At 74.2% G+C, this 22,379-nt stretch carries 19 protein-coding genes; 14 read left to right on the top strand and 5 right to left on the bottom strand.

Annotated elements, in window-relative coordinates; genetic code table 11:
• Positions 1–109: 109 nt before the first annotated feature.
• A complete protein-coding gene (gene prcB, locus BMW99_RS29270; RefSeq protein WP_069464284.1) occupies positions 110–958 on the top strand; it encodes a proteasome subunit beta in 849 nt (282 codons plus the stop codon).
• A 65-nt stretch (positions 959–1,023) separates the two neighbouring features.
• Positions 1,024–1,770, top strand: coding sequence for a proteasome subunit alpha (prcA, locus tag BMW99_RS29265; protein ID WP_069464285.1), 747 nt, complete (start codon positions 1,024–1,026; stop codon positions 1,768–1,770).
• Positions 1,771–1,851: 81 nt separating this feature from the next.
• Here the strand turns inward: prcA and BMW99_RS29260 are convergent, their stop codons facing one another.
• Positions 1,852–2,883, bottom strand: a complete 1,032-nt coding sequence (locus tag BMW99_RS29260) for a LacI family DNA-binding transcriptional regulator (RefSeq protein WP_069464286.1) — start codon at positions 2,881–2,883, stop codon at positions 1,852–1,854.
• A gap of 275 nt (positions 2,884–3,158) precedes the next feature.
• Between BMW99_RS29260 and BMW99_RS29255 the strand changes: the two genes are divergently transcribed.
• The 12 genes from BMW99_RS29255 to BMW99_RS29200 all read left to right on the top strand — a co-directional run bounded on the left by BMW99_RS29255 (position 3,159) and on the right by BMW99_RS29200 (position 15,362).
• Positions 3,159–4,406, top strand: a complete 1,248-nt coding sequence (locus BMW99_RS29255) for an MFS transporter (protein ID WP_069464287.1) — start codon at positions 3,159–3,161, stop codon at positions 4,404–4,406.
• A gap of 9 nt (positions 4,407–4,415) precedes the next feature.
• Complete coding sequence (gene pafA, locus BMW99_RS29250) at positions 4,416–5,777, top strand: Pup--protein ligase (RefSeq protein ID WP_069464288.1); 1,362 nt, start codon at positions 4,416–4,418, stop codon at positions 5,775–5,777.
• Between the two features lie 118 nt (positions 5,778–5,895).
• Entirely contained in the window at positions 5,896–6,891 is a 996-nt protein-coding gene (locus tag BMW99_RS29245) for an FKBP-type peptidyl-prolyl cis-trans isomerase (protein WP_069464289.1), read from the top strand.
• Between the two features lie 51 nt (positions 6,892–6,942).
• Entirely contained in the window at positions 6,943–7,314 is a 372-nt protein-coding gene (locus tag BMW99_RS29240) for an FKBP-type peptidyl-prolyl cis-trans isomerase (RefSeq protein WP_069464290.1), read from the top strand.
• Between the two features lie 127 nt (positions 7,315–7,441).
• The gene (locus tag BMW99_RS29235; RefSeq protein ID WP_075017868.1) at positions 7,442–8,383 is read left to right on the top strand and encodes a helix-turn-helix transcriptional regulator; all 942 of its coding nucleotides are present in this window, start codon (positions 7,442–7,444) and stop codon (positions 8,381–8,383) included.
• 20 nt (positions 8,384–8,403) lie between these two features.
• Positions 8,404–9,360 (top strand): helix-turn-helix transcriptional regulator, encoded by a 957-nt coding sequence (locus BMW99_RS29230; RefSeq protein WP_075017867.1) that lies wholly within the window; start codon positions 8,404–8,406, stop codon positions 9,358–9,360.
• Between the two features lie 10 nt (positions 9,361–9,370).
• On the top strand, positions 9,371–9,622 hold the full coding sequence (locus tag BMW99_RS29225; protein ID WP_075017866.1) for a hypothetical protein: 252 nt from the start codon (positions 9,371–9,373) through the stop codon (positions 9,620–9,622).
• Positions 9,623–9,757: 135 nt separating this feature from the next.
• On the top strand, positions 9,758–9,961 hold the full coding sequence (locus BMW99_RS29220) for a hypothetical protein (protein ID WP_069467029.1): 204 nt from the start codon (positions 9,758–9,760) through the stop codon (positions 9,959–9,961).
• A gap of 216 nt (positions 9,962–10,177) precedes the next feature.
• On the top strand, positions 10,178–10,459 hold the full coding sequence (gene tatA / locus BMW99_RS29215) for a Sec-independent protein translocase subunit TatA (protein WP_069467030.1): 282 nt from the start codon (positions 10,178–10,180) through the stop codon (positions 10,457–10,459).
• A gap of 102 nt (positions 10,460–10,561) precedes the next feature.
• On the top strand, positions 10,562–11,515 hold the full coding sequence (tatC, locus tag BMW99_RS29210; protein WP_075017865.1) for a twin-arginine translocase subunit TatC: 954 nt from the start codon (positions 10,562–10,564) through the stop codon (positions 11,513–11,515).
• A gap of 81 nt (positions 11,516–11,596) precedes the next feature.
• Positions 11,597–12,484 carry a diacylglycerol kinase gene (locus tag BMW99_RS29205; RefSeq protein ID WP_075017864.1) on the top strand — a complete coding sequence of 296 codons (888 nt, stop codon included), beginning with the start codon at positions 11,597–11,599 and terminating at the stop codon, positions 12,482–12,484.
• Positions 12,485–12,536: 52 nt separating this feature from the next.
• Positions 12,537–15,362, top strand: a complete 2,826-nt coding sequence (locus BMW99_RS29200; RefSeq protein WP_069464569.1) for a DEAD/DEAH box helicase — start codon at positions 12,537–12,539, stop codon at positions 15,360–15,362.
• A gap of 269 nt (positions 15,363–15,631) precedes the next feature.
• On the opposite strand, the gene atzF is transcribed toward BMW99_RS29200, so the two are convergent.
• Genes atzF through BMW99_RS29180 form a run of 4 tightly spaced genes read right to left on the bottom strand, consistent with a single transcriptional unit; the run spans position 15,632 to position 22,376 of the window.
• Positions 15,632–17,260: an allophanate hydrolase gene (gene atzF, locus BMW99_RS29195; protein WP_069464568.1), complete on the bottom strand. Its 1,629-nt coding sequence runs from the start codon at positions 17,258–17,260 to the stop codon at positions 15,632–15,634.
• 12 nt (positions 17,261–17,272) lie between these two features.
• Positions 17,273–20,917: a 5-oxoprolinase/urea amidolyase family protein gene (locus BMW99_RS29190; RefSeq protein ID WP_075017863.1), complete on the bottom strand. Its 3,645-nt coding sequence runs from the start codon at positions 20,915–20,917 to the stop codon at positions 17,273–17,275.
• Positions 20,914–21,582: an urea amidolyase associated protein UAAP2 gene (locus tag BMW99_RS29185; RefSeq protein WP_079138868.1), complete on the bottom strand. Its 669-nt coding sequence runs from the start codon at positions 21,580–21,582 to the stop codon at positions 20,914–20,916. Before BMW99_RS29185 ends, BMW99_RS29190 begins: the two co-directional genes overlap by 4 nt.
• On the bottom strand, positions 21,579–22,376 hold the full coding sequence (locus BMW99_RS29180) for an urea amidolyase associated protein UAAP1 (RefSeq protein WP_069466230.1): 798 nt from the start codon (positions 22,374–22,376) through the stop codon (positions 21,579–21,581). Before BMW99_RS29180 ends, BMW99_RS29185 begins: the two co-directional genes overlap by 4 nt.
• Positions 22,377–22,379: the final 3 nt, after the last annotated feature.

Below are 22,379 nucleotides of genomic sequence, written 5' to 3'. Positions count from 1 at the left end.
CCGCTCACCCCTCCACCCGCCCCGCATCCCCACGGACCGCGGGGCGGATGGATTTCCGGGCCACGGGTAGGGTCCGTACCGACTCCCAAGATCGTGTGGAAGGAATCGCGTGGAAGCCAACACTCGCAGCACCACCGGGCGTCTGCCGGCCGCCTTCCTGACTCCCGGCTCGTCCTCGTTCCTCGACTTCCTGGGCGATCACGCGCCCGAGCTGCTGCCGGGGAACCGCACGCTGCCGCCGCTGAAGGGCGCGGTGGAGCTCCCGCACGGCACCACCATCGTGGCGGCCACGTTCGACGGGGGCGTGGTGCTGGCCGGCGACCGCCGCGCCACCATGGGCAACGTGATCGCCCAGCGCGACATCGAGAAGGTCTTCCCGGCCGACGAGTACTCCGCGGTCGGCATCGCCGGCACCGCCGGCCTTGCCGTCGAGATGGTCAAGCTGTTCCAGCTGGAGCTGGAGCACTACGAGAAGATCGAAGGGGCGGTGCTGTCCCTGGAGGGCAAGGCCAACCGCCTGTCGACCATGATCCGCGGCAACCTGGGCATGGCGCTGCAGGGCCTGGCGGTCGTGCCGCTGTTCGCCGGGTACGACACCGAGCGTGACCGGGGCCGGATCTTCTCCTACGACGTGACCGGCGGCCGCAGCGAGGAGACGGGCTTCGCGGCCACCGGCTCCGGCTCGGTGTACGCCCGCGGCTCCCTCAAGAAGCTCTACCGGCGCGACCTCGCCGAGCGCGAGATGGTCACCGCCGTGGTCCAGGCGCTCTACGACGCCGCGGACGACGACTCGGCCACCGGCGGTCCCGACGTGGCCCGCAGGATCTTCCCGATCGTCACCGTCATCACGGAGGACGGCTTCCGCAGGCTGGCCGACGCGGAGGTCTCCGAGATCGCCCGCTCGGTGCTCGACGAGCGCATGGAGCGGCCCGACGGACCCCAGGCGCAGGTGCTGTGACCCACCGCCACGTGACCGGATTCCGGTCGGGTTCCCTCCTCACTGCAGAAAGGCACGGTTAGCCGGTGTCCACGCCCTTTTACGTTTCGCCTCAGCAGGCCATGGCGGACCGCGCCGAGTACGCCCGCAAGGGCATCGCGCGCGGCCGCAGCGTCGTCGTCCTGCAGTACGCGGACGGCATCGTGTTCGTCGCCGAGAACCCCTCCCGTGCGCTCCACAAGGTCAGCGAGATCTACGACCGGATCGCCTTCGCGGCGGTCGGCAAGTACAACGAGTTCGAGAACCTGCGCATCGGCGGCGTGCGCTACGCCGACCTGCGCGGCTTCACCTACGACCGCGAGGACGTCACCGCCCGCGGCCTGGCCAACGTCTACGCGCAGACGCTGGGCACCATCTTCTCCAGCGTCGGCGAGAAGCCGTACGAGGTGGAGCTGATCGTCGCCGAGGTCGGGTCCGCCCCCGAGGACGACCAGATCTACCGGCTGCCGCACGACGGCTCCATCGTCGACGAGCACGGCGCGGTCGCCGTCGGCGGCAACTCGGACCAGATCGGCAGCTACCTGGACCAGCGGCACCGCGACGGGATGACGCTGGCCGAGGCGCTCGCGCTGGCCGTGGAGTCCCTGGGCCGCGACACCAACGGCAGCGACCGGCAGCTGACCGCCGAGCAGCTCGAGGTCGCGGTGCTCGACCGCACCCGGCCGCAGCAGCGGAAGTTCAAGCGCATCCTGGGCCGCCAGCTGGCCCGCCTGATGGAGACCGAGAGCGCGTCCACCGCGAAGACGGACGAGCCCTCCGACGAGGAGGAGTAGACCCGGCCGGTCCGGACGGTGTGACTCCCGGACGGTCCCGGCCCGCGCCCCTGGAGGCGCCGCCCGCAGCGGCGGCCGCCCTCAGGGGCGCCGCCGTGCGGGGCGCGCGGTGCTGCCCCGGACGACCAGCTCCACCGGCAGCTCCGACGGGCGCGGGGTACCGCCGTCCAGCAGCTCCAGCAGGGCCCGCATGCCCGCGGAGCCGACCTCCTCGGCGGGCAGCCTGACCGACGTCAGCTCCGGGTCCAGGGCGGACGCCAGCGACAGGTCGTCGAATCCCGACACCGACACGTCGTCCGGGACGCGCAGGCCCAGGCCCCGCACCGCCTTGCAGGCACCGGCGGCGAGCACGTCTCCGTCGCACAGAAGCGCGGTCGGGCGCGGCCCCGGCCCGTCGAGAGCCCGCCCGGCGGCCGCCCGGGCCGCCGCCACGTCCAGCGCGCACCGCTCGGACGTCAGCACCGCGCCCGGCACTCCCGCCAGCTCCGCGGCCACCGCCTCCGCGCGGACCCGGAACGTCCAGGTGTCGACGTCGGCCGCCAGGTGCGCGAACCGGCGGTGCCCCAGGTCCAGCAGGTGGCGGGTCACCTGCCGGATGCCGTCGCCCACCGCCAGGTTCACCGTGGGCGGGCCCTGCGGCGCCGACGGGTCGCTGTCCAGCATCACCAGGGGCAGGCCGCCGTCCCGCCCGACGTCGCCGATGCCGGCCAGCGCGTCGGCGGCCATCGAGGAGGCGATCACGCCGTCGATCGCGGCCCGCGCCGAGCCGAACGGGTCGCGGGCCGGCCCGACGCCCTCGGGCGAGGGGTAGAGCACCACCCCGAAGCCGTGCTCGGCGGCCACCCCGGCCGCCCCCGAGTAGAGCCGGGCGAAGTACTCGTTGGTCAGCGCCGGGACCACCAGCAGTGCCGTCCGGGTGCGGCCCAGCCGCAGGCTGCGGGCCGCCAGGTTGGGCCGGTAGCCCAGCTCGTCCGCGGTGGCCCGCACGGCCGAGGCGGTGCGCTCGGAGACCCTGCCGCGCCATTTCCCGCCCAGCACCAGCGACACCGTCGCCTGCGAGACGCCGGCCGCCCGCGCCACGTCCCGCGACGTCGGCCGCACCGCGCCGGTCACCGCACCACCCCCGCGGGCGGGCCGTCCGGCGGCGCCGCGGGCGCCGCGGGGACGGCAGACGCCTCGTGCACGCTCTTCGCCTCCCGGTCCCGCTCCGTGCCGCCCTCGCCCCCCGTACGGGCCGGCCAGGGCCCTCCAGGGCCCTTCCGGTGGCCTTCGGCGGCCCGCCCGATCCCGGCCGTGAGCCCGTGAGCTGCGGCCATGCTACTTGTGGTGGCCCGACGTTATACGTAACACTGCACACCTCACCCACACCTCGACCGGCGGGAGCGGCCATGGCAAGCGGCTACGGGGATCTGCTGCGCACGCCCTACGCCGCGCGCCTGCTCGGCGGCACGCTACTGGGCCGGCTGCCCAACGCGATGGCCGCGCTCGCCATCGTGCTCTTCCTGCGCTCCGAGGGTGCCGGGTACGGGCTCGCCGGCACCCTGTCCGCGCTGTACGGCCTGGCCGTCGCCGTCGGGCAGCCGCTGCTGGGCCGGGCCGTCGACAAGCGCGGCCAGCCCCGCGTGATGACCGCCGCCGCACTGGTGTCGGCCGCGGGCTTCGCCCTGCTGGCCGTCACGGGCCCCGAGCCGCTGCCGCTGGCCGTCACGGCGGTCCTGGTCGCCGGAGTGGCCACGCCGCCGCTGGAGGGCGGGCTGCGGGCGCTGTGGCCGGCCGTGCTGGGCGACGGCGACCGGGTCCAGAAGGCGTACGCGCTGGACGCCGCGGCCCAGGAGGTCATGTTCGCGGTCGGCCCGCTGCTGGTGACCGTGGCCGTCGCCGCGGCCTCGCACGCCGCCGCCGTCGTCCTGACCGGCCTGCTGGGAGTCGCCGGCACGCTCGTCGTGGTCACCGCGCACCCCGCGCGGCAGTGGCGCGCGGAGGAGCGCGAGCCGCACTGGCTGGGCGCGCTGCGCTCCCGCGGCCTGGCCGTGCTGCTCGGCGCCTGCTTCTTCGTCGGCATCGCGCTGGGCGCCGTGTCCCTGGCCGCCGTCGCCTACGGCGACGCGCACGGCGGCGGCCCGGTCGCGGCCTACGTGCTGGCCGCCAACGGGGCCGGCGCGCTGGCCGGCGGCCTCGGCTACGGCGCCCGGACCTGGGCCGGCGTCCCCGAACGGCGTCTGCGCGTGCTCTCGGTGGGCCTGGCCCTGTGCTACCCGCCGCTGCTGCTGGTGCCCGCGCTGCCCGCGATGCTGCCGCTTGCGGCCCTCTCGGGCCTGTTCCTGGCCCCGGCCCTGGCCTGCCTGTTCCTGGTGGTCGACCGGCACGCCCCGGCCGGCACCGTGACGGAGGCGTTCTCCTGGGTGGTCACCGCGGTGGGCGTGGGCGCGGCACTGGGCACCGGCGTGGCCGGCGCCGCCGCCCAGCACGCGGGCGCGGGCGCCGCTTTCGGCACCGCGGCGGGCGGTGGCGGGGCCGCGATGCTGGTCCTGCTGCTGACCGGCCGAATCCTGACGGCCCCAAACCTCGGATCGGGCGGGGAAAAAGATCGAAACCGTGCGGTCGAACCCCGTTTCAGTACCACGCATCAGGCGTAATGTTCAGACATGGACCGCCGCATTTTCGGGCTGGAGAACGAGTACGGCGTCACATGCACGTTCAGGGGACAGCGGCGTCTGTCCCCTGACGAGGTGGCGCGCTACCTCTTCCGCCGTGTCGTGTCATGGGGCCGCAGCAGCAACGTCTTCCTGCGCAATGGGGCCCGCCTCTACCTCGACGTGGGCTCGCACCCGGAGTACGCCACTCCCGAGTGCGACAACGTCACCGAACTCGTCACGCACGACAAGGCCGGGGAACGCATCCTCGAAGGCCTTCTGGTGGACGCCGAACGGCGGCTGCACGAAGAAGGCATCGCCGGCGACGTCTACCTGTTCAAGAACAACACCGACTCGGCGGGCAACTCGTACGGATGCCACGAGAATTACCTCGTGGCCCGGCACGGTGAATTCTCCCGGCTCGCCGACATCCTCATTCCGTTCCTCGTCACCCGGCAACTGCTGTGCGGCGCCGGCAAGGTCCTGCAGACCCCGCGCGGCGCCGTCTACTGCGTCAGCCAGCGGGCCGAGCACATCTGGGAGGGCGTCAGCTCCGCCACCACGCGCTCGCGGCCGATCATCAACACGCGCGACGAGCCGCACGCCGACGCCGAGCGCTACCGCCGGCTGCACGTGATCGTCGGCGACTCGAACATGTCCGAGACCACCATGCTCCTCAAGGTCGGCGCCACCGACCTGGTGCTGCGGATGATCGAAGCCGGCACCGTGATGCGCGACCTGACGCTGGAGAACCCGATCCGGGCCATCCGCGAGGTCAGCCACGACATCACCGGCCGGCGCAAGGTCCGGCTCGCCTCCGGGCGCGAGGCGTCCGCCCTGGAGATCCAGGAGGAGTACTACAGCAAGGCCGTCGAGTTCTGCGAGCGCCGCGGCATCCGCAGCGGCGTCATCGACCAGGTGCTGGAGCTGTGGGGCCGCACCCTGGACGCCATCGGATCCGGCGACCTGGGCAAGATCGGCACCGAGATCGACTGGGTGATGAAGTACCAGCTGATCGAGCGCTACCGCAACCGGGACAACATCACCATGTCCCACCCGCGGGTGGCCCAGATCGACCTCGCCTACCACGACATCCACCGCCGCCGCGGGCTCTACTACCTGCTGGAGCGCAAGGGCCAGGCCAAGCGGATCTGCAGCGACCTGAAGATCTTCGAGGCCAAGTCCGTGCCGCCGCAGACCACCCGGGCCAGGTTGCGCGGCGACTTCATCCGGCGGGCCCAGGAGCAGCGCCGCGACTTCACCGTCGACTGGGTGCACCTGAAGCTCAACGACCAGGCGCAGCGCACGGTCCTGTGCAAGGACCCGTTCCGGTCGGTGGACGACCGGGTGGAGAAGCTCATCGCCGGGATGTGATCGCGCGAGCGTGATCGCCGGGAGGTGACGGGCCCATCGGGCGCACACCGTAGGGTGTGGGGCGGCATCGCAGCCACGACAGCCAGCCCCACACCCGACGACCCCATCGAGGAACACCGTGCGCCGACGCTCCGTACTGCTCGCCGTGCCCGCGCTCATGCTCACCGCCGCAGGCTGCGGCAGTGACGACAAGAAGAGCGACTCGGCCGCGTCGCCCTCCCCGTCGGGGTCGGCCACGCCGTCCGCGACGCCCAAGCCGAGCATCGTCAGCGGGCCCGTCCCGGACATCACCGCGGGCACCAAGTTCGGCGAGAAGCCCACCGTGGCCAAGGGAACCGTCACCCCTTCGAAGGACCTCGCGGTCAAGACGGTCATCCAGGGCGACGGCCCGGCCATCGCGGCCGGCGACTACATCCAGGTGAACTACCTCGGCCAGATCTGGGACACCGCCAAGGTCTTCGACACCTCCTGGGGCCGCGCGCCCTACACCAACGTCATCGGCGAGGGGAAGGTCATCCCCGGCTGGGACCAGGGCCTGGTCGGCCAGAAGGTCAAGAGCCGCGTCGAGCTGGCCATCCCGCCGTCCCTCGGCTACGGCACCTCCGGCAACGCGCAGGCCGGCATCAAGGGCACCGACACGCTGGTGTTCGTGGTGGACGTGATCAACCGCTACGACGCCAAGAGCTCCGCGAACGGCAAGGCCGTCCCGCAGAACGACGCCAACCTGCCGAAGGTCGGCACCAACACCGACGGCGCCGCGCCCTCGGTCACCGTGCCCAAGGGCGTCAAGGCCCCCACCAAGCTGGTCTCCGCCTATGTCCTGGAGGGCGACGGCGCCACGGTCAAGGCCACCGACACGCTGCTGCTCCAGTACAAGGGCGTGCTGTGGGACGGCGGCAAGGAGTTCGACTCCAGCTACAAGAACGGCCAGCTCGCCGCCTTCCCGCTGGCCCAGCTCATCAAGGGCTGGCAGCAGGGCCTGGCCGGCAAGAAGGTCGGCAGCCGCGTCATGCTGGTGACGCCGCCCGACCTGGCCTACGGCAGCCAGGCCCAGGGCAGCATTCCGGCGAACTCCACGCTGGTCTTCACCCTGGACATCCTGGCGATTCTGTAGTTCTGCAAGACTGGGCGGGTTGCCCGCATCAGCACCACAAGGAGCATCCACGTGAGCATCGACAAGCCCGAGGTCGACTTCCCGGGCGGCGAGCCGCCGGCCGACCTGGAGATCAAGGACATCTGGGAGGGCGACGGCGAGGTCGCCAAGGACGGTGACACGGTCTCCGTGCACTACGTCGGCGTGGCCTTCTCCACCGGCGAGGAGTTCGACGCGAGCTGGAACCGTGGCCAGCCGCTGAAGTTCCAGCTGGGTGCCGGCCAGGTCATCGCCGGCTGGGACCAGGGCGTGAAGGGCATGAAGGTCGGCGGCCGCCGCCAGCTGACCATCCCCGCGCACCTCGCCTACGGCGACCGCGGCGCCGGCAACGCGATCAAGCCCGGCGAGACGCTGATCTTCGTCTGCGACCTGGTCGCCGTCTGACGGCGATCGCGCGCGGTGTCCGCCGCGCACCCCCGAGGGCCCCGGCCGCACGGCCGGGGCCCTCGGGTTTTGGGTCCGGCGCCCGGAGCGGTACGGTCTGCGATCGAGGGCGGAAGAAGGGTGCGGGATGGCGATCGCCAAGGCCGAGCGGCTGATGAACCTGGCCCTGTGCCTGATGAACACCCGGCGCCCGGTCAGCAAGCGCGAGCTGCGCGCCTCCATCGAGGCGTACCACGAGGTCACCTCGGACGACGCCTTCAACCGGATGTTCGAGCGCGACAAGGACGACCTGCGCGAACTCGGCCTGGTCATCGACACGGTGGAGAGCCTGGACGGCGAGTTCGGCTACCTGGCCCGCAGCGACCGCAACCGGCTGCCCGACATCGCGCTGGACCCCGAGGAGGCCGCCGCCCTGAGCCTGGCCGCCAAGGTCTGGCAGCAGGCCCGGCTGGCCGAGGCGGCCAGCGGCGCCCTGCAGAAGCTGCGCGCCGCAGGCGTCCCCTACGAGGACGCCAGCAGCGCCCTGGAACCGCGCATCCCGGCCCCCGAGCCGGCCTTCGAGGCGCTCATGGTCGCCACCCGCGAGCGCCGCGCCGTCGCCTTCGACTACCGCAAGGCCAACGCCGTCCGGCCCGAGCCGCGGCTGGTGGAGCCCTGGGCCCTGGAGTGCTGGCGCGGCCACTGGTACCTGGCCGGGTACGACCGCGACCGCGAGGACGTGCGGGTCTTCCGGCTCTCCCGGATCAGCGGCAAGGTGCGCGCCCGCGGCGCGGCGGCCGCCGCGGTCCCGGACCACGTCGACGTCAGGGAGGCCGTCGCCCGCTGGGCCGGCGAGGGCGCCACGGCCGCGACCGCCCGGATCCGGCTGCGCCACGAGAGCGGCTACCCGCTGCGGGCGCGCGCGCTGAGCACCGCCGCCGTCGACAGCGAGTGGGACGAACTGGAGATCCCCTACGGCCACGGACTGGACGCCTGGCTGGCCGAGTTCGGCCCGGACGTCGTGGTCGTCGCGCCGGAGGAGCTGCGCGCCGAGGTCGTGGACCGGCTGCGCGCGGTGGCGAAGGGCTGAGGGAAGGGCGGGGACGCGCGATGAGCAACGCGATCGACCAGACGCGGCGGATGCTGTCACTGGTGACGTATCTGCGTGAGCGGCCCGGGGCACGGGTCAGCGAGGTGGCACGCGCCTTCGGCGTGTCCGAGGCCGAGCTGATCGGCGACCTCAACGTGCTGCCGCTGTGCGGCACCAGCTTCCGCGGCGGCGACCTGCTGGACATCGACACCGACGGCGAGCGGATCTGGTGGCACAACCCCGGGACCGCCGACGACGTCGCGCAGCCGCTGCGGCTCGCCGCGGACGAGGCCACCGCGCTGCTGGTGGCCGCCCGCGCGGTCGCCAACCTGCCGGGCCTGCGGGACAGCGACCGCCAGGCCCTGCTCCGTGCGGTCACCAAGCTGGAGGCGGCCGCGGGCGAGGCGGCGGAGGCCAGCGCCCACCTGTCGGTGACCTTCGAGTCCGAGGGCAGCGTCTTCGCCACCGTGGACCGGGCGATCACCGAACGCCGCCGGCTGTGGATGCGCTACTACTCGCCGGCCCGCGACACCCTCACCGAGCGCGAGGTCGACCCGATCCGGCTGTTCGCCGTCGGCCACACCTACGTCGAGGGCTGGTGCCGGCTCTCCGAGGACCGCAGGACCTTCCGGCTCGACCGGGTCGCCGAGATCCGGCTGCTCGACGAGCCGTCCGACCCGCCGCGGATCGAGCCGCGCGACCTGTCCCAGGGACTCGTCCAGCCGGCCGGCGACGACCCGGAGGTGGTCATCGAGGTCGGGCCCGGCGGGCGCTGGGTCGCCGAGTACTACCCGCACGACAGCGCCGAGGAACTGCCCGACGGCGGCCTGCGCATCACCCTGCGCACCCCGGACCCCGGCTCGCTGCGCCGGCTGGCGCTGCGGCTGGGCCGCGACGGGCGGATCGTGGCGCCGGCGGCCCTGGCGGCCGGGGCGCGGGACGCCGCCGTCCAGGCGCTCGGCGCCTACGGTGAGTGAGGGGCCGGCGATGACGGCGCCCGCCGCCTGCCCGCCGCCCGCCACCGGATCGGTCCTCTTCCGGGCCGGCTGCCCGCACTGCCGCAGCAGCTCCGAACTGCCCGCGGGCGAGCTGCGGCTGGTCATCGGCGCCTCGGCCCGCACCACCTTCTACACGTTCACCTGCCCCGAGTGCGGCGAGGCGGTCCGCAAGCCGGCGGGGGAGCGGATCGTGGAACTGCTCACCGGCGGCGGCGTCCGCACGATGCGCCTGCAGGGCTGACGCCTGCTCCGCACACGGCGCCCGGCACTGCCGCCCGGCACCGGACGCCCGTACGGCTGACCCCTGCCCGGCTGACGCCGGGTCGGCGGGACGCGCGGCCGGCGGCGGCGTCCGCGGGCGGTAGGCTCGCGGCCCATGTGGTGGCTCATCGCGTACGTCAGCCTGTCCGCCGCGGGCCTTCTGGTGCTGGGTGTGCCGGCCGTCCGCGTCTTCTTCGCCGTGCAGGACCTGGCCCGTCAGGTGGCCGAGAGCACCCGCGCGCTGTCCGCGGCGGGCGACCGGCTGCAGCAGGCGGCGGACCGGCTGGGCGGCCGGGCGGGCGACATCTCGCGCAACTGAGCCTGCCCCACCCGGGTCACGGGAGGGTACCCTGAGCCCACGGCCCGCATCGGAGCGCGGCGGGGGCCGTGGCCGGCAGTACTTCGGGGGCTTCCCCGCTGTTCACCGGCGCACGCTACGATCACAGCCAGCGCACGGTGTTTCGGACATCTGTCCGGGCCCGGCGCGACCAGCAGTCGCAAGGACACGCCGCCCCGGTGAGAAGGTAGACCTCTTATGCTCGGCAATCTCAAGCCCCTCGAGATCGTCCTCATCCTTCTCGTGATCGTCGTCCTCTTCGGCGCCAAGAAGCTGCCCGACGTGGCCCGCTCCCTCGGGAAGTCGGCCCGCATCCTCAAGAGCGAGGCCAAGGCGATGAAGCACGACGGCGCGACGCCCGCCGACGGCACCGCCGCCACCCCGCAGGACGCCGTCACGCCGCGGACCATCCAGGCCGCGCCCGGTGACACCGCCAGCGCCCGTCCGGTCGCCGAACCGGACCGCACGACGCAGGGCTGAGCCCGGCCCGACCGCCGGGGCCGGGCGGCAGCGCCGCCGGCCCCCCAGGTGTAGGACGAAGCCGACACGCGCTGACGGCTGCCGCACGAGACGAGGACGTGGGTGCTCAAGACTGCCCGCAAGCAGGAGAAGGACCCCGAGGGGCGGATGCCGCTCGCGGAACACCTGCGTGAACTGCGCAACCGGCTCTTCAAGTCGGTTCTGACGATCATCGTCGTCACCGTCGTGGCGGCCTTCTTCTACAAGAACATCATCGAGCTGCTGCAGCACCGGATCCCCAGCAACGTCCGCTGTGTCAACGGCGCCACGCACCAGCACGACAGCGCGCCCTGCGCGCAGATGACCGTCAACGGCCTGCTCGGTGGTTTCTCCATCGCGCTGAAGGTCTCGCTGATGGCCGGCATCGTCGTCTCCTCGCCGGTGTGGCTGTACCAGCTGTGGGCGTTCCTCGCGCCCGGCCTGCACCGCAGCGAGAAGCGCTACACCCTCGGCTTCGTCGGCGCGGGCGTGCCGCTGTTCCTGGCCGGCGCCGCGCTGGCCTACGAGATCCTGCCGCAGACCGCCCGGATCATGATCGGCTTCGTGCCGAACGACACCACCAACCTGCTGGCCCTGGACGACTTCCTGGACCTGGTGGTCCGCATGGTCGTGGTCTTCGGCCTGGCCTTCGAGCTACCCCTGGTGCTGGTGCTGCTCAACTTCACGGGCCTGGTCACCGGCCGCCGCATGCTCGGCTGGTGGCGCGGCATGGTCCTGGGCATCACCATCTTCGCCGCGGTGGCCACCCCCACCGGCGACCCGCTGACGATGTGCCTGCTGGCCGCCCCGATCGTGCTGCTGTACTTCATGGCGATGGGCATCTGCTTCTTCAACGACTCCCGCAAGGCCCGCCGCCGCGCCGCCGACCCGGACTTCGGCCTCGACCCGGACGAGGCGTCCAGCCTCGACCACATCCCGGAGCAGGTGCAGTCGCAGGCCTACGACGACGATGACGCCGCCGACGGCGACAACGGCAGCGGCAGCCGCCGCGGCGACGGCTACGACGACGCCACCTGAGCCGCCGCACCCCGCCGATGACCAGGTGAACGGGCCCGTCGAGGATTCCTCGGCGGGCCCGTTCCGGGATAGTGTCCGCCCGTGACCAGCGAGATCACCCTCTTCGTCAATCCCGGCGCGGGCCGCGGCCGGGGCGCCCGGGCCGCCGGACCGGCCGCCGCCGCCCTGCGCGCCGCGGGCCACCACGTGCGGACCGTCGTCGGCGAGGACGCCGCCGACGCCCTGGACCGGGCCAGGAAGGCCGTGGACGGCGGCACCGGCGCCCTGGTGGCCGTCGGCGGCGACGGCATGGTGTCGCTGGCACTCCAGGCCGTCGCCGGGACCGGCACACCGCTCGGCGTGGTCGCCGCCGGCACCGGCAACGACTTCGCCCGCGTCAACGGCCTGCCCGTGCGGGCGCCGGCCGCGGCCGGCGCCGCGATAGTCGGGGCACTGGCCGCCGGACGCACCCGCGAGCTGGACCTGGGCCGGATCGGCGACCGCTGGTTCGGCACGGTGCTGGCCTCCGGCTTCGACTCCCGGGTCAACGACCGCGGCAACCGCCTGAAGTGGCCGACCGGCCGCGCCAAGTACGACCTGGCGATGCTCGCCGAACTCGCCGCGCTGCGCCCGATCCGCTACCGGGTCCAGTTCGACGACGCGCCCGAACGGGAGATCGACGCCACCCTCATCGCGGTCGGCAACGGCTCCTCGTACGGCGGCGGCATGCGGATCTGCGCGGACGCCCTCATGGACGACGGGCTCTTCGACGTGTGCGTGGTCGGGCCCTGCAGCCGCACGACCCTGCTGACGGTCTTCCCGCGCGTCTACCGCGGCACCCACCCCAGCCACCCGGTGGTCACCGTGCACCGCGCCGCGCGGGTGCGGCTGAGCGCCGAGGGGATCACCGGCTACGCCGACGGGGAGCGGGTCGGACCGCTGCCGCTGGTCGCCGAGACAGTCCCGCGGGCCGTCCGTCTGCTGAGCTGAGCAGATAAGATCACGCGCCCTGTCGGTGCCGCCCGGTAGGCTCGTGGACGAGATGACCGAAGAGATGTCGCCTGCCGAGCGTTTCGCGGCCAGTCGCCGCCGCGCCGCAGAGAACGCCACCGCGCTCGCCCGGTTCCGCGAGCTGTACGAGTTCGAGCTCGACCCGTTCCAGGTGGAAGCGTGCCAAGCACTGGAGGGCGGCAGCGGCGTCCTCGTCGCCGCGCCCACCGGTTCCGGCAAGACCATCGTGGGGGAGTTCGCCGTCCACATGGCCCTGGCCCGGGGCCGCAAGTGCTTCTACACCACACCCATCAAGGCGCTGTCGAACCAGAAGTACAACGACCTCGCCAAGCGCTACGGGGCCGACAAGGTCGGCCTGCTCACCGGTGACAACAGCGTCAACGGGGACGCACCGGTGATCGTCATGACCACCGAGGTGCTCCGCAACATGCTGTACGCGGGCTCTCCCGCGCTCAACGGCCTGGGCTACGTGGTCATGGACGAGGTGCACTACCTGTCCGACCGGTTCCGCGGGGCGGTGTGGGAGGAAGTGATCATCCACCTCCCGCAGTCCGTGACGCTGGTGTCGCTCTCCGCGACGGTCTCCAACGCCGAGGAGTTCGGCGACTGGCTCGACACCGTCCGCGGCGACACCAGGGTGATCGTCTCCGAGCACCGGCCCGTCCCGCTGTGGCAGCACGTCCTGGCCGGACGCCGGATGTACGACCTGTTCGAGGAGAAGGCCGGGGCCGGTGGTGCCCAGGGCCGCCGCGAGGTCAACGCCGACCTGGAACGGCTCGCCCGCATGGAGAACCAGCGGCCGTTGGGGCCGCGCGGCCGCCGCGGCCGGGAGGCCGACCGGGAGCGTGACCGCCGCGCCCGCAGCCGGGTCTGGACGCCCAGCCGCGCCGAGGTCATCGACCGCCTCGACTCCGAGGGCCTGCTGCCCGCCATCACCTTCATCTTCAGCCGGGCCGGCTGCGAGGCCGCCGTCCAGCAGTGCCTGTACGCCGGCCTGCGGCTGAACGACGACGACGCCCGCGCCCGGGTCCGCGCCCTGGTCGAGGAGCGCACCCGCGCGATCCCCGACGAGGACCTGCACGTCCTGGGCTACTTCGAGTTCCTGGAGGGCCTGGAGCGCGGCATCGCCGCCCACCACGCCGGCATGCTCCCGACGTTCAAGGAGATCGTCGAGGAACTGTTCACCAAGGGCCTGGTCAAGGCGGTGTTCGCGACCGAGACGCTGGCGCTGGGCATCAACATGCCCGCCCGGTCGGTGGTGCTGGAGAAGCTCGTCAAGTGGAACGGCGAGACCCACGCCGACATCACCCCCGGCGAGTACACCCAGCTGACCGGGCGCGCGGGCCGCCGCGGCATCGACATCGAGGGCCACGCCGTCGTGCTGTGGCAGCGGGCCTTCGACCCCGCGGCCGTCGCCGGCCTGGCCGGCACCCGCACGTATCCGCTGCGGTCGTCGTTCAAACCGTCGTACAACATGGCGGTCAACCTCGTCGGGCAGTTCGGGCGGCACCGCTCCCGCGAGCTGCTGGAGACGTCCTTCGCGCAGTTCCAGGCCGACCGCTCGGTCGTCGGCATCTCCAAGCAGGTGCAGCGCAACGAGGAGGGGCTGCGCGGCTACCAGGAGGCGATGACCTGCCACCTGGGCGACTTCGAGGCGTACATGCGGCTGCGCCGGGACCTCAAGGAACGCGAGAACGACCTCGCCCGGCGGGGCGCGGTGCAGCAGCGCGCGGCGGCCTCCGACGCGCTGGAGAAGCTGAAGCCGGGCGACATCATCCACGTCCCGGCCGGCAAGTACGCGGGCCTCGCGCTGGTGCTGGAGCCGGGTATCCCGGGCCGGGCCACCGGCGGCCACCACCCGCGGGGCGGCGAGTACCACGACGGGCCGCGCCCGCTGGTGCTCACCGCCGAACGCCAGGTCAAGCGGCTCGCCCAGATCGACTTCCCGGTGCCGGTCGAGGCCCTCGACCGGATGCGGATCCCCAAGTCCTTCAACCCGCGCAGCCCGCAGTCCCGGCGGGACCTGGCGTCCGCGATGCGCTCCAAGGCCGGCACCGCCGGCTGGGCGGCGCCGGCCCGGCACCGCAAGCAGCGCTCCGCGGCCGCCGACGACACCGAGATCGCCCGGCTGCGCAGCGAGATCCGCGCCCATCCCTGCCACGGCTGCGACGACCGCGAGGACCACGCCCGCTGGTCCGAGCGGTACCACCGGCTGCGCCGCGACACCCAGGGGCTGGAACGCCGGATCGAGGGCCGCACCAACACCATCGCCCGCACCTTCGACCGGGTGTGCGCGGTGCTGGCCGAACTCGGCTACCTGGAAGGCGACGTGGTCACCCCGGAGGGCCGCCGGCTCGCCCGCCTCTACGGCGAGTTGGACCTGCTGGCCAGCGAATGCCTGCGCGACGGCGTGTGGGACGAGCTGGGCCCGGCGGAACTCGCGGGCTGCGCCTCCGCGCTGGTCTACGAGTCGCGGCAGGCCGACGACGCGGTCGCGCCCAAGCTGCCGTCCGGCAACGCCCGTGCGGCGCTCGGCGAGATGGTGCGCATCTGGGGCCGCCTGGACGCCCTGGAGGAGGACCACCGGATCAACCAGACCGAGGGCGTCGGCCAGCGCGAGCCGGACCTGGGCTTCGCCTGGGCCGCTTACCGCTGGGCGTCGGGCCACTCCCTGGACGCGGTGCTGTCGGACGCCGACATGCCCGCGGGCGACTTCGTGCGCTGGTGCAAGCAGCTGATCGACGTCCTGGGACAGATCGGCAACGCGGCACCCGAGGGCAGTCCGGTGCGGCGCAACGCACGCAAGGCCGTGGACGGCCTGCTGCGCGGCGTGGTGGCGTACTCCTCGGTCGGCTGAGCCGGCGAAGCGGCTGGGCCGGTTGAGTGCGTCCGTCTCCCCGGCACGTGTGCCGTCAGCGGTCGGCCGCGCCCGAGCGGGTGCGCCGGCCGCTTGGACGCGGCCTGTTGACGGCCGCTGACGGCCGCTGACGGCCGTCGCGGCTCGGCCCCGACGGGACACGGTCCGCGGCCGGATGAGGGCCTGCCCGGTCCGTCCCGGGCGCCGGGTTCGGGGTGCTGGGCGCCGGGTTCGGGTTGGACCATTGCGGTGCCGCGTGCCGGGCGGTGTCACCGCCCGGCGGACGCGAGGTAGGCGCGCCAGCCGCCGTGCGCGGTGATGTCGCGGGCGCCGTCCAGGGCCCCGGGCGTGCAGAGGAAGCCCGGTAGCCAGGTGCCGTCGGCGAGTTCGACGCCGCCCAGCGCCATCGGCGGCGGGACCGCGGCAGTGAGGGCGCCCAGGGCCGACGCGGGCAGCTCCCACACCTCGGCCTCCACCCGCGCGCCGCCCGCCGCCCTGACCAGGCCGGGCTTGGGCGGCTCGGTGGCCAGCGCGTACAGCCGGTAGGCGGGCGCGGTGGCCGTCGTGGCCGCCAACCGGGCACCCAGGGCCACCAGTTGGTGGTTGAGGGGCTGCCCGGACAGGTGCGCGCCGACCACGGCGACCCTGTGCGGCGGCTCCAGCAGCGCGGCGACGTCCGCGACCCGCTCGTCGCAGTGGGCCCGCCCGAGCAGCATCACGCCGAACGGCAGGCCGCCGACCTCGCCCGCCGGCACCGCGACCGCGCACAGGTCGAGCAGGTTCGTGGAGTTGGTGAACCGGCCGAGCCGCGCGTTCACGCCGACCGGGTCGGCGGCGACCTGCGCCAGGGTCGGGTGCTCGGGCGCGGTGGGCAGCAGGAGGGCGTCGGCGTCGCCGAGTTCGGTCATCGCGCGCGCGTGCAGGGCCGCCAGGCGCTGCCGGTCGGCGAACAAGCGGTACGCGGGCACGTCGCGGGCGGCGGTGACGATCCCGGCGACCGTCGGGTCCAGGTCGGCCGCGCCGCTCTCCACGAACGCCCCGACGGCGGCGTAGCGTTCGGCGACGAACGCGCCCTCGTAGAGCAGTGCGGCGGCCTCGGTGAACGGCGTCAGGTCGAGGGTGCGCAGCCGCGCGCCGGCCGCGGCCAGCCGCGCGCACGCCGCCTCGTACGCCTCCTGCCAGCCGGGCGCAAGCTCGCCGAGCGCGGCGGCGGAGGCGACCGCGACGCGCCACGGCCCCGGCCGTCGCGCGGGAGCGGCGGGCCCGGCCAGCAGCGCCACCGCCCGGCGCGCCTCGGGCAGGGTGCGGGCGAAGACGCTGACGCAGTCGAGGCTCGCGCACGCCGGGACCACGCCCTCGGTCGGCACCAGGCCCCGGGTCGGTTTGACGCCGACCACGCCGTTGAACGCCGCGGGGACCCGCCCCGAGCCCGCGGTGTCGGTGCCCAGCGCCAGGTCGGCGATGCCGAGCGCGACGGCCACCGCCGACCCGGAGCTGGACCCGCCCGCCACCCGGTCGGCGTCCGTGGCGCTGTGCACCGCCCCGTAGGGGCTGCGGGTGCCGACCAGGCCGGTCGCGAACTGGTCCATGTTCGTGGTGCCCAGGACCGTCGCCCCGGCCGCCCGCAGCGCCGCCACCGCGGGCGCGTCGCGTTCCGGGAGCCGCCCGAACGAGGGGCAGCCGGCGGTCGTGGGCAGTCCGGCGACGTCGATGTTGCCCTTCACCGCGAGCACGGTGCCGGCCAGCGGCAGGGCGTCCCCGGCGGCGCGCCGGGCGTCGATCCCGCGGGCCTCGGCTTCGGCGTCCTCCTGCGGCCGCAGCCCGATCCACAGCTCGGGGCGCCGCACGGCGGCGATGCGGTCGTACGCGGCCCGCACGCGGGCGACGGCGGAACTCATGGACGGGGCCTCTCAGTCGAGCGGGGCCAGGGTCAGCAGCGGCGTGCCGGGTGCGACCTGGTCGCCGGGCGCGACCAGCACGGACGCGACACGGCCGGCGGACGGGGACATGACGGGCGACTCCATCTTCATCGCCTCCAGGCTGAGCAGCTGCTGACCGGCCTCGACCGTGTCGCCGGGACGCACCGCCACCTGCCAGACCGCGGCGGGCAGGTCCGCCTCGACCGCGCAGCCGCCGGCCGGGACCTCCACCGCGGCGGCCGCGGGCGCGACCGGGACGGCCTCGGTGCGGGTGAACTCGCCCGCGGCCTCCCACGCGTCCCGCTCCGCGGCGAACGCCGCGGCCTGGCGCGAGCGGAAGTCCGCGATGGAGGAGGCGTGCGCGGTGAGGAACCGCTCGTGGTCGGCGAGGGCGAACACGCCGTCCTCGACCTCCGGTTCGTACCGGCCGGCCGCCATGTCGGCCCGCAGGTCGAGCAGTTCCTCGGCACCCACGGGGTACCAGCTGATGCGGTCGAAGAACCGCAGCAGCCAGGGCCGTTCGCGCCGGCTGTGCCACACCTGCACGGTGCGGCCGACGAACTGGTAGCCGCCCGGGCCCTCCATGCCGTAGACGCACAGGTACGCGCCGCCGATGCCGACGGAGTTCTCCGCGGTCCAGGTGCGGGCCGGGTTGTACTTGGTGGTGACCAGCCGGTGCCGCGGGTCCAGCGGGGTCGCGACCGGCGCGCCGAGGTACACGTCGCCCAGGCCCAGCACCAGGTACTCGGCGTCGAACACCGTGCGGTACACGTCGTCCACGCTGTCCAGGCCGTTGATCCGGCGGATGAACTCGATGTTCCAGGGGCACCACGGGGCGTCGTCGCGGACCCCGGCCATGTAGCGGGCCACGGCCTCGCGGGTGGCCGGGTCGTCCCAGGACAGCGGCAGCCGGACGCTGCGGCTGGGCACCACCAGCTCGCCCGTGGGCGGCAGGAGCTCCTCGGCCTCGCGGACCGCGTCGAGCAGCTTGCCGCCCGGCAGCACGTCCGGGTCGGTGTGCACCTGGAGCGAGCGGATGCCGGGTGTGAGGTCGACGACCCCGGGCAGGTCCAGCGCGGCCAGGTGCTCGGCGAGCGCGTGCACGCGCATCCGCAGTGCCAGGTCCAGTTGCATCGGCCCGTACTCCACCAGCAGGTTGTCGTCCCCGCTGCGCCGGTACGTCACCGCCGGACGGTCCGCCACGGGCCCGGTGCGGCCGAGGACGCCGCCGTCGCCGACGGCGGGCCGGGACGGCGCGGGGGCCGTGGCGGGCGAGCGCCGCAGGACCGCCGCCGCGTCCTCGTCCACCGGTACGAACCGCACGGTGTCGCCCGGGCGGAGCTGGCCGAGCTTCCAGCGCTGGCCGGTCACCACCGTCGCCGGGCACACGAAGCCGCCGAGCGAGGGGCCGTCCGGGCCGAGCAGCACCGGCATGTCGCCCGTGTAGTCCACCGCGCCGATCGCGTACGGCGTGTCGTGGATGTTCGACGGGTGCAGGCCCGCCTCGCCGCCGTCGGCCCGCGCCCACCGCGGCTTCGGACCGACCAGCCGCACGCCGGTCCGCGCCGAGTTGAAGTGCACGCTCCAGCGGGCGTCGTAGAAGTCCCTGACGTCCTGCTCGGTGAAGAACTCCGGTGCCGCGTGCGGTCCTTCGAGCGCGGCGATCCGCCAGTCGGTGCCGAACGCGGGCCGCTGCCCGGGCGGCACGGGGGTACCGTCCGCGGTGGTCGTCCCGCCGTGCAGGACGTCGCCCGGGCGCAGCGCCCGGCCGCCGTGCCCGCCGAAGCCGCCGAGGGTGAACGTGGCCGCGCTGCCGAGGAATTCGGGCACGTCGACGCCGCCGGCCACCAGGACGTAGGTGCGCAGGCCCGCCTCCCCGGGGGCGCCCACGTCGAGTTCGGCGCCGGCCGGCACGGTGACCGGCTCCCACTGCGCGACGGGCGTCCCGTCCACGGTGATCGTCGCCGGGGCGCCGGTCACGCACACCGTGGTGGCGTGGCTGAACCTCAACCGGGGTCCCTGCAGCGTGCATTCGAGCCCGGGGGCGCCCTCGTCGTTGCCCAGCGCCCGGTTGCCGAGCCGGAAGGACAGGTCGTCCATCGGCCCGCACGGCGGGACCCCGACGTGCCACAGCCCGGTGCGGCCCGGCCAGTCCTGGACGGTGGTGAGCGTGCCGGGCCTGACCACCTCGATCCGCCGGGTGGGGTCGGCGACGCCGTCCAGGGTGGCCGTGGTGTGCCCGGCCGCCCGCAGGTCGGGGTGGGCGAGCGCGGCGCGCAGCAGGCCGAGATTGGTCTCGACGCCGTCGATCCGGGTGGCGGCCAGCGCGGCGGCGAGGCGCTCCAGTGCCTGCACGCGGTCGGCGCCGTGCGCGACGACCTTGGCGAGCAGCGGGTCGTAGGCGGTGGTGACCTCGGTGCCGGTCTCGACCCAGGTGTCCACGCGTACGCCGGGCGGGAACACGACGCGGGTCAGCAGGCCCGCGCTCGGGAGGTGCCCCCGGGTGGGGTCCTCGGCGTAGATCCGGGCCTCCACCGCGTGGCCTTGGGGCTTTGTCGACATGGAGATGGTGGTGTCCGGGGTGTCCGCGGCCGTAGCGGATCCGGCGGCGGATCCGGCCGTGGCCCGCGCCGCTGACCGGGCGACGGGTGCGGCCTCGCGTCCGGCCGTCGGGTCGTCGCCGCGGGCCAGCCGCAGCATCCACTCCACCAGGTCGATCCCGTGGGTCTCCTCCGTCACCGGATGCTCCACCTGCAGGCGGGTGTTGACCTCCAGGAAGTACGCCTCCCGGCGCCCGGCGTCGTACACGAACTCCACGGTGCCGGCCGAGCGGTAGTCCACCGAGGCGCACAAGGCGGCCGCGCTGTCGGCGAGTCGGGCGCGCACCCGGTCCGGCAGGCCAGGTGCCGGTGCCTCCTCGACCACCTTCTGGTTCCGGCGCTGCAGCGTGCAGTCGCGGTCGCCGAGCGTCAGGACCCGCCCGCCGCCGTCGCCGAAGACCTGCACCTCCACATGGCGGGCCCGCTCCACCAGGCGCTCCAGGAACATCCCGGCCGACGAGAACCCGGCCGCGGCCACCCGCGCCACCGACTCCCAGGCGGCGGCCAGTTCGGCGGGGGAGTGGCAGGCGCGCATCCCGATGCCGCCCCCGCCGCCGGTCGCCTTGAGCATGACCGGATAGCCGAGTTCCGCCGCCGCGTCGAGCGCCGCGGCCGCGTCCGGCAGCAGCCCGGTGCCGGGCAGCAGCGGCACGCCGGCCGCCTCGGCGGCGGCCCGGGCGGTGTGCTTGGCGCCGAAGACCTCCAGCTGCCGCGGCGTCGGTCCGACGAAGACCAGGCCGGCCGCCTCGCAACGGCGGGCGAACCCCGCGTCCTCGGACAGGAACCCGTACCCCGGATGCACCGCGCCCGCGCCCGTCGCGCGGGCCGCCGCCACGATCGCCTCCGCGTCCAGGTAGCTGTCGCGCGCGGGCGCGGGGCCGATCCGCACGGCCGCGTCGGCGAGCCGGACGTGCGGGGCGCCGCGGTCCGGGTCGGAGTGGACCGCGACCGTGCGCAGGCCCATACGGGCCGCGGTGCGCATGACGCGCGCGGCGATCTCGCCGCGGTTGGCGACGAGCAGCGTGTCGAAGGTCATGCGCCGGCGCTCCCTTCGCGTCCGGACGTGCCGGCGTCGGTGCCGCCGCCCCGGCCGGTGTGCGTACCGCCCGCCGCCGTGATCCCCACGGCGATCGGTGTCGGGTCGAAGCCGTTGCAGGGGTTGTTGATCTGCGGGCAGTTGGAGACCAGCACCAGGACGTCGGTCTCGGCCCGCAGGGCGACGCGCAGGCCGGGCGCGGAGATGCCGTCGACGATGCCGAGGGTGCCGTCCTCCTCGACCGGGACGTTCATGAACCAGTTGACGTTGCCCACCAGGTCGCGCTTCCCCAGGCCGTGGCGGGCGCCCTCCGCGAGGAAGTTGTCGACGCAGGCGTGCTGGGACCACGTGTGGTGGCCGTAGCGCAGGGTGTTGGACTCCTTGGAGCAGGCGCCGCCGATGGTGTCGTGACGCCCGCAGGTGTCCGCGGTCACCGTCATCAGCGGCGTGTGCGCGTTCGACATCAGGACGCTGCCGGTGGTGAGGAAGATCCCGCCCTGCGCCTGGAGGGTGTCCGGCGCGCTGTAGCGCACCGCCGTGTCGTGCGCGTCGTACACCAGGAAGTCGACGGCCTGGTTGCCGTGCAGGTCGGTGACGGTCAGCAGGGCGCCGGCCGGCACCACCGCCGACCACGGTGCGCGGGCGGCCACGGTCGTCACGGTCATGCGATCCCCCCGCAGGCCAGGAACTCGGCGGTGTTGAGGAAGGCCCGGCGGCCCTCCGGGGTGGCGTCCCACAGCGGGTCGCCCGGCGCGGTGGGCGCCCCTGGCGCGGCGCTGACCTCCAGCGGCCCGCACACGTATCCGGGCCGCGGGTCCAGCGGGTGCGGCACATTGGCCAGCAGCACCGTCAGCGGCTGCTCGGCGCGCAGCGTGACCGCGGAGCCGCGTCCCGCGGAGCCGATGAACTCCAGGGTCCCGTCCGGCTCGACGCGCACTCCCTGGAAGAAGGAGACCGACGGCGGCAGGTCCCGCGGCTCCAAACCGTTCTTGGCGGCGGCCAGCACGAACAGCTCCCGTCCGGCGGGCGACGGTCCGTGCGCGGAACCGTCCCCGTAGCGGGCGGTGTTGCGCACGGCCGTGGAGGTGCCGCACAGCGCGTCGTGGCGGCCGCCGGTGTCCGCGGTGACCGACGCGAGCACCCGGCCCTGGTCCGAGAGCAGCAGCCGTCCGGCCCCCAGATACGCGTTCCACTGGACCTTGACGGTGTCCGCGGCGTTCAGCCGCTCCCAGGGGCGGCCGGCGGCGAACAGCAGGACGTGCGCGCAGGCGTCCCCCGTCGGGTCCGTGAGCCGCAGCTTTGTCCCGCGGGCCAGCACGCGGTGGGTGTAGCCGCCGCCCGCCACCGTCTCCGCCCACACCAGCCCGTCCGGCGCGGGCACCACCGGCATCGCGTCGGCGCGTGCGCCCTGCTGCGCGCGGGCGTGGTCGCGAGCGCCGTGCGCGGTCCCGGTATCCACCGC

Origin of the sequence: Actinacidiphila rubida, assembly GCF_900110255.1 — a bacterium.
GTDB lineage: Bacteria > Actinomycetota > Actinomycetes > Streptomycetales > Streptomycetaceae > Actinacidiphila > Actinacidiphila rubida.
The sequence above is the reverse complement of the archived record's forward strand: the minus strand, read 5'-3'. Positions and strand labels throughout refer to the sequence as shown.

Bases quoted from the DNA above. Each gene is read 5' to 3' on its own strand.
- BMW99_RS29255 (WP_069464287.1), top strand. From the start codon at position 3,159: ATGGCAAGCGGCTACGGGGATCTGCTGCGCACGCCCTACGCCGCGCGC.
- pafA (WP_069464288.1), top strand. From the start codon at position 4,416: ATGGACCGCCGCATTTTCGGGCTGGAGAACGAGTACGGCGTCACATGC.
- BMW99_RS29235 (WP_075017868.1), top strand. From the start codon at position 7,442: ATGGCGATCGCCAAGGCCGAGCGGCTGATGAACCTGGCCCTGTGCCTG.
- BMW99_RS29230 (WP_075017867.1), top strand. From the start codon at position 8,404: ATGAGCAACGCGATCGACCAGACGCGGCGGATGCTGTCACTGGTGACG.
- BMW99_RS29225 (WP_075017866.1), top strand. From the start codon at position 9,371: ATGACGGCGCCCGCCGCCTGCCCGCCGCCCGCCACCGGATCGGTCCTC.
- BMW99_RS29220 (WP_069467029.1), top strand. From the start codon at position 9,758: ATGTGGTGGCTCATCGCGTACGTCAGCCTGTCCGCCGCGGGCCTTCTG.
- tatA (WP_069467030.1), top strand. From the start codon at position 10,178: ATGCTCGGCAATCTCAAGCCCCTCGAGATCGTCCTCATCCTTCTCGTG.
- BMW99_RS29200 (WP_069464569.1), top strand. From the start codon at position 12,537: ATGACCGAAGAGATGTCGCCTGCCGAGCGTTTCGCGGCCAGTCGCCGC.
- atzF (WP_069464568.1), bottom strand. From the start codon at position 17,260: ATGAGTTCCGCCGTCGCCCGCGTGCGGGCCGCGTACGACCGCATCGCC.
- BMW99_RS29190 (WP_075017863.1), bottom strand. From the start codon at position 20,917: ATGACCTTCGACACGCTGCTCGTCGCCAACCGCGGCGAGATCGCCGCG.
- BMW99_RS29185 (WP_079138868.1), bottom strand. From the start codon at position 21,582: ATGACCGTGACGACCGTGGCCGCCCGCGCACCGTGGTCGGCGGTGGTG.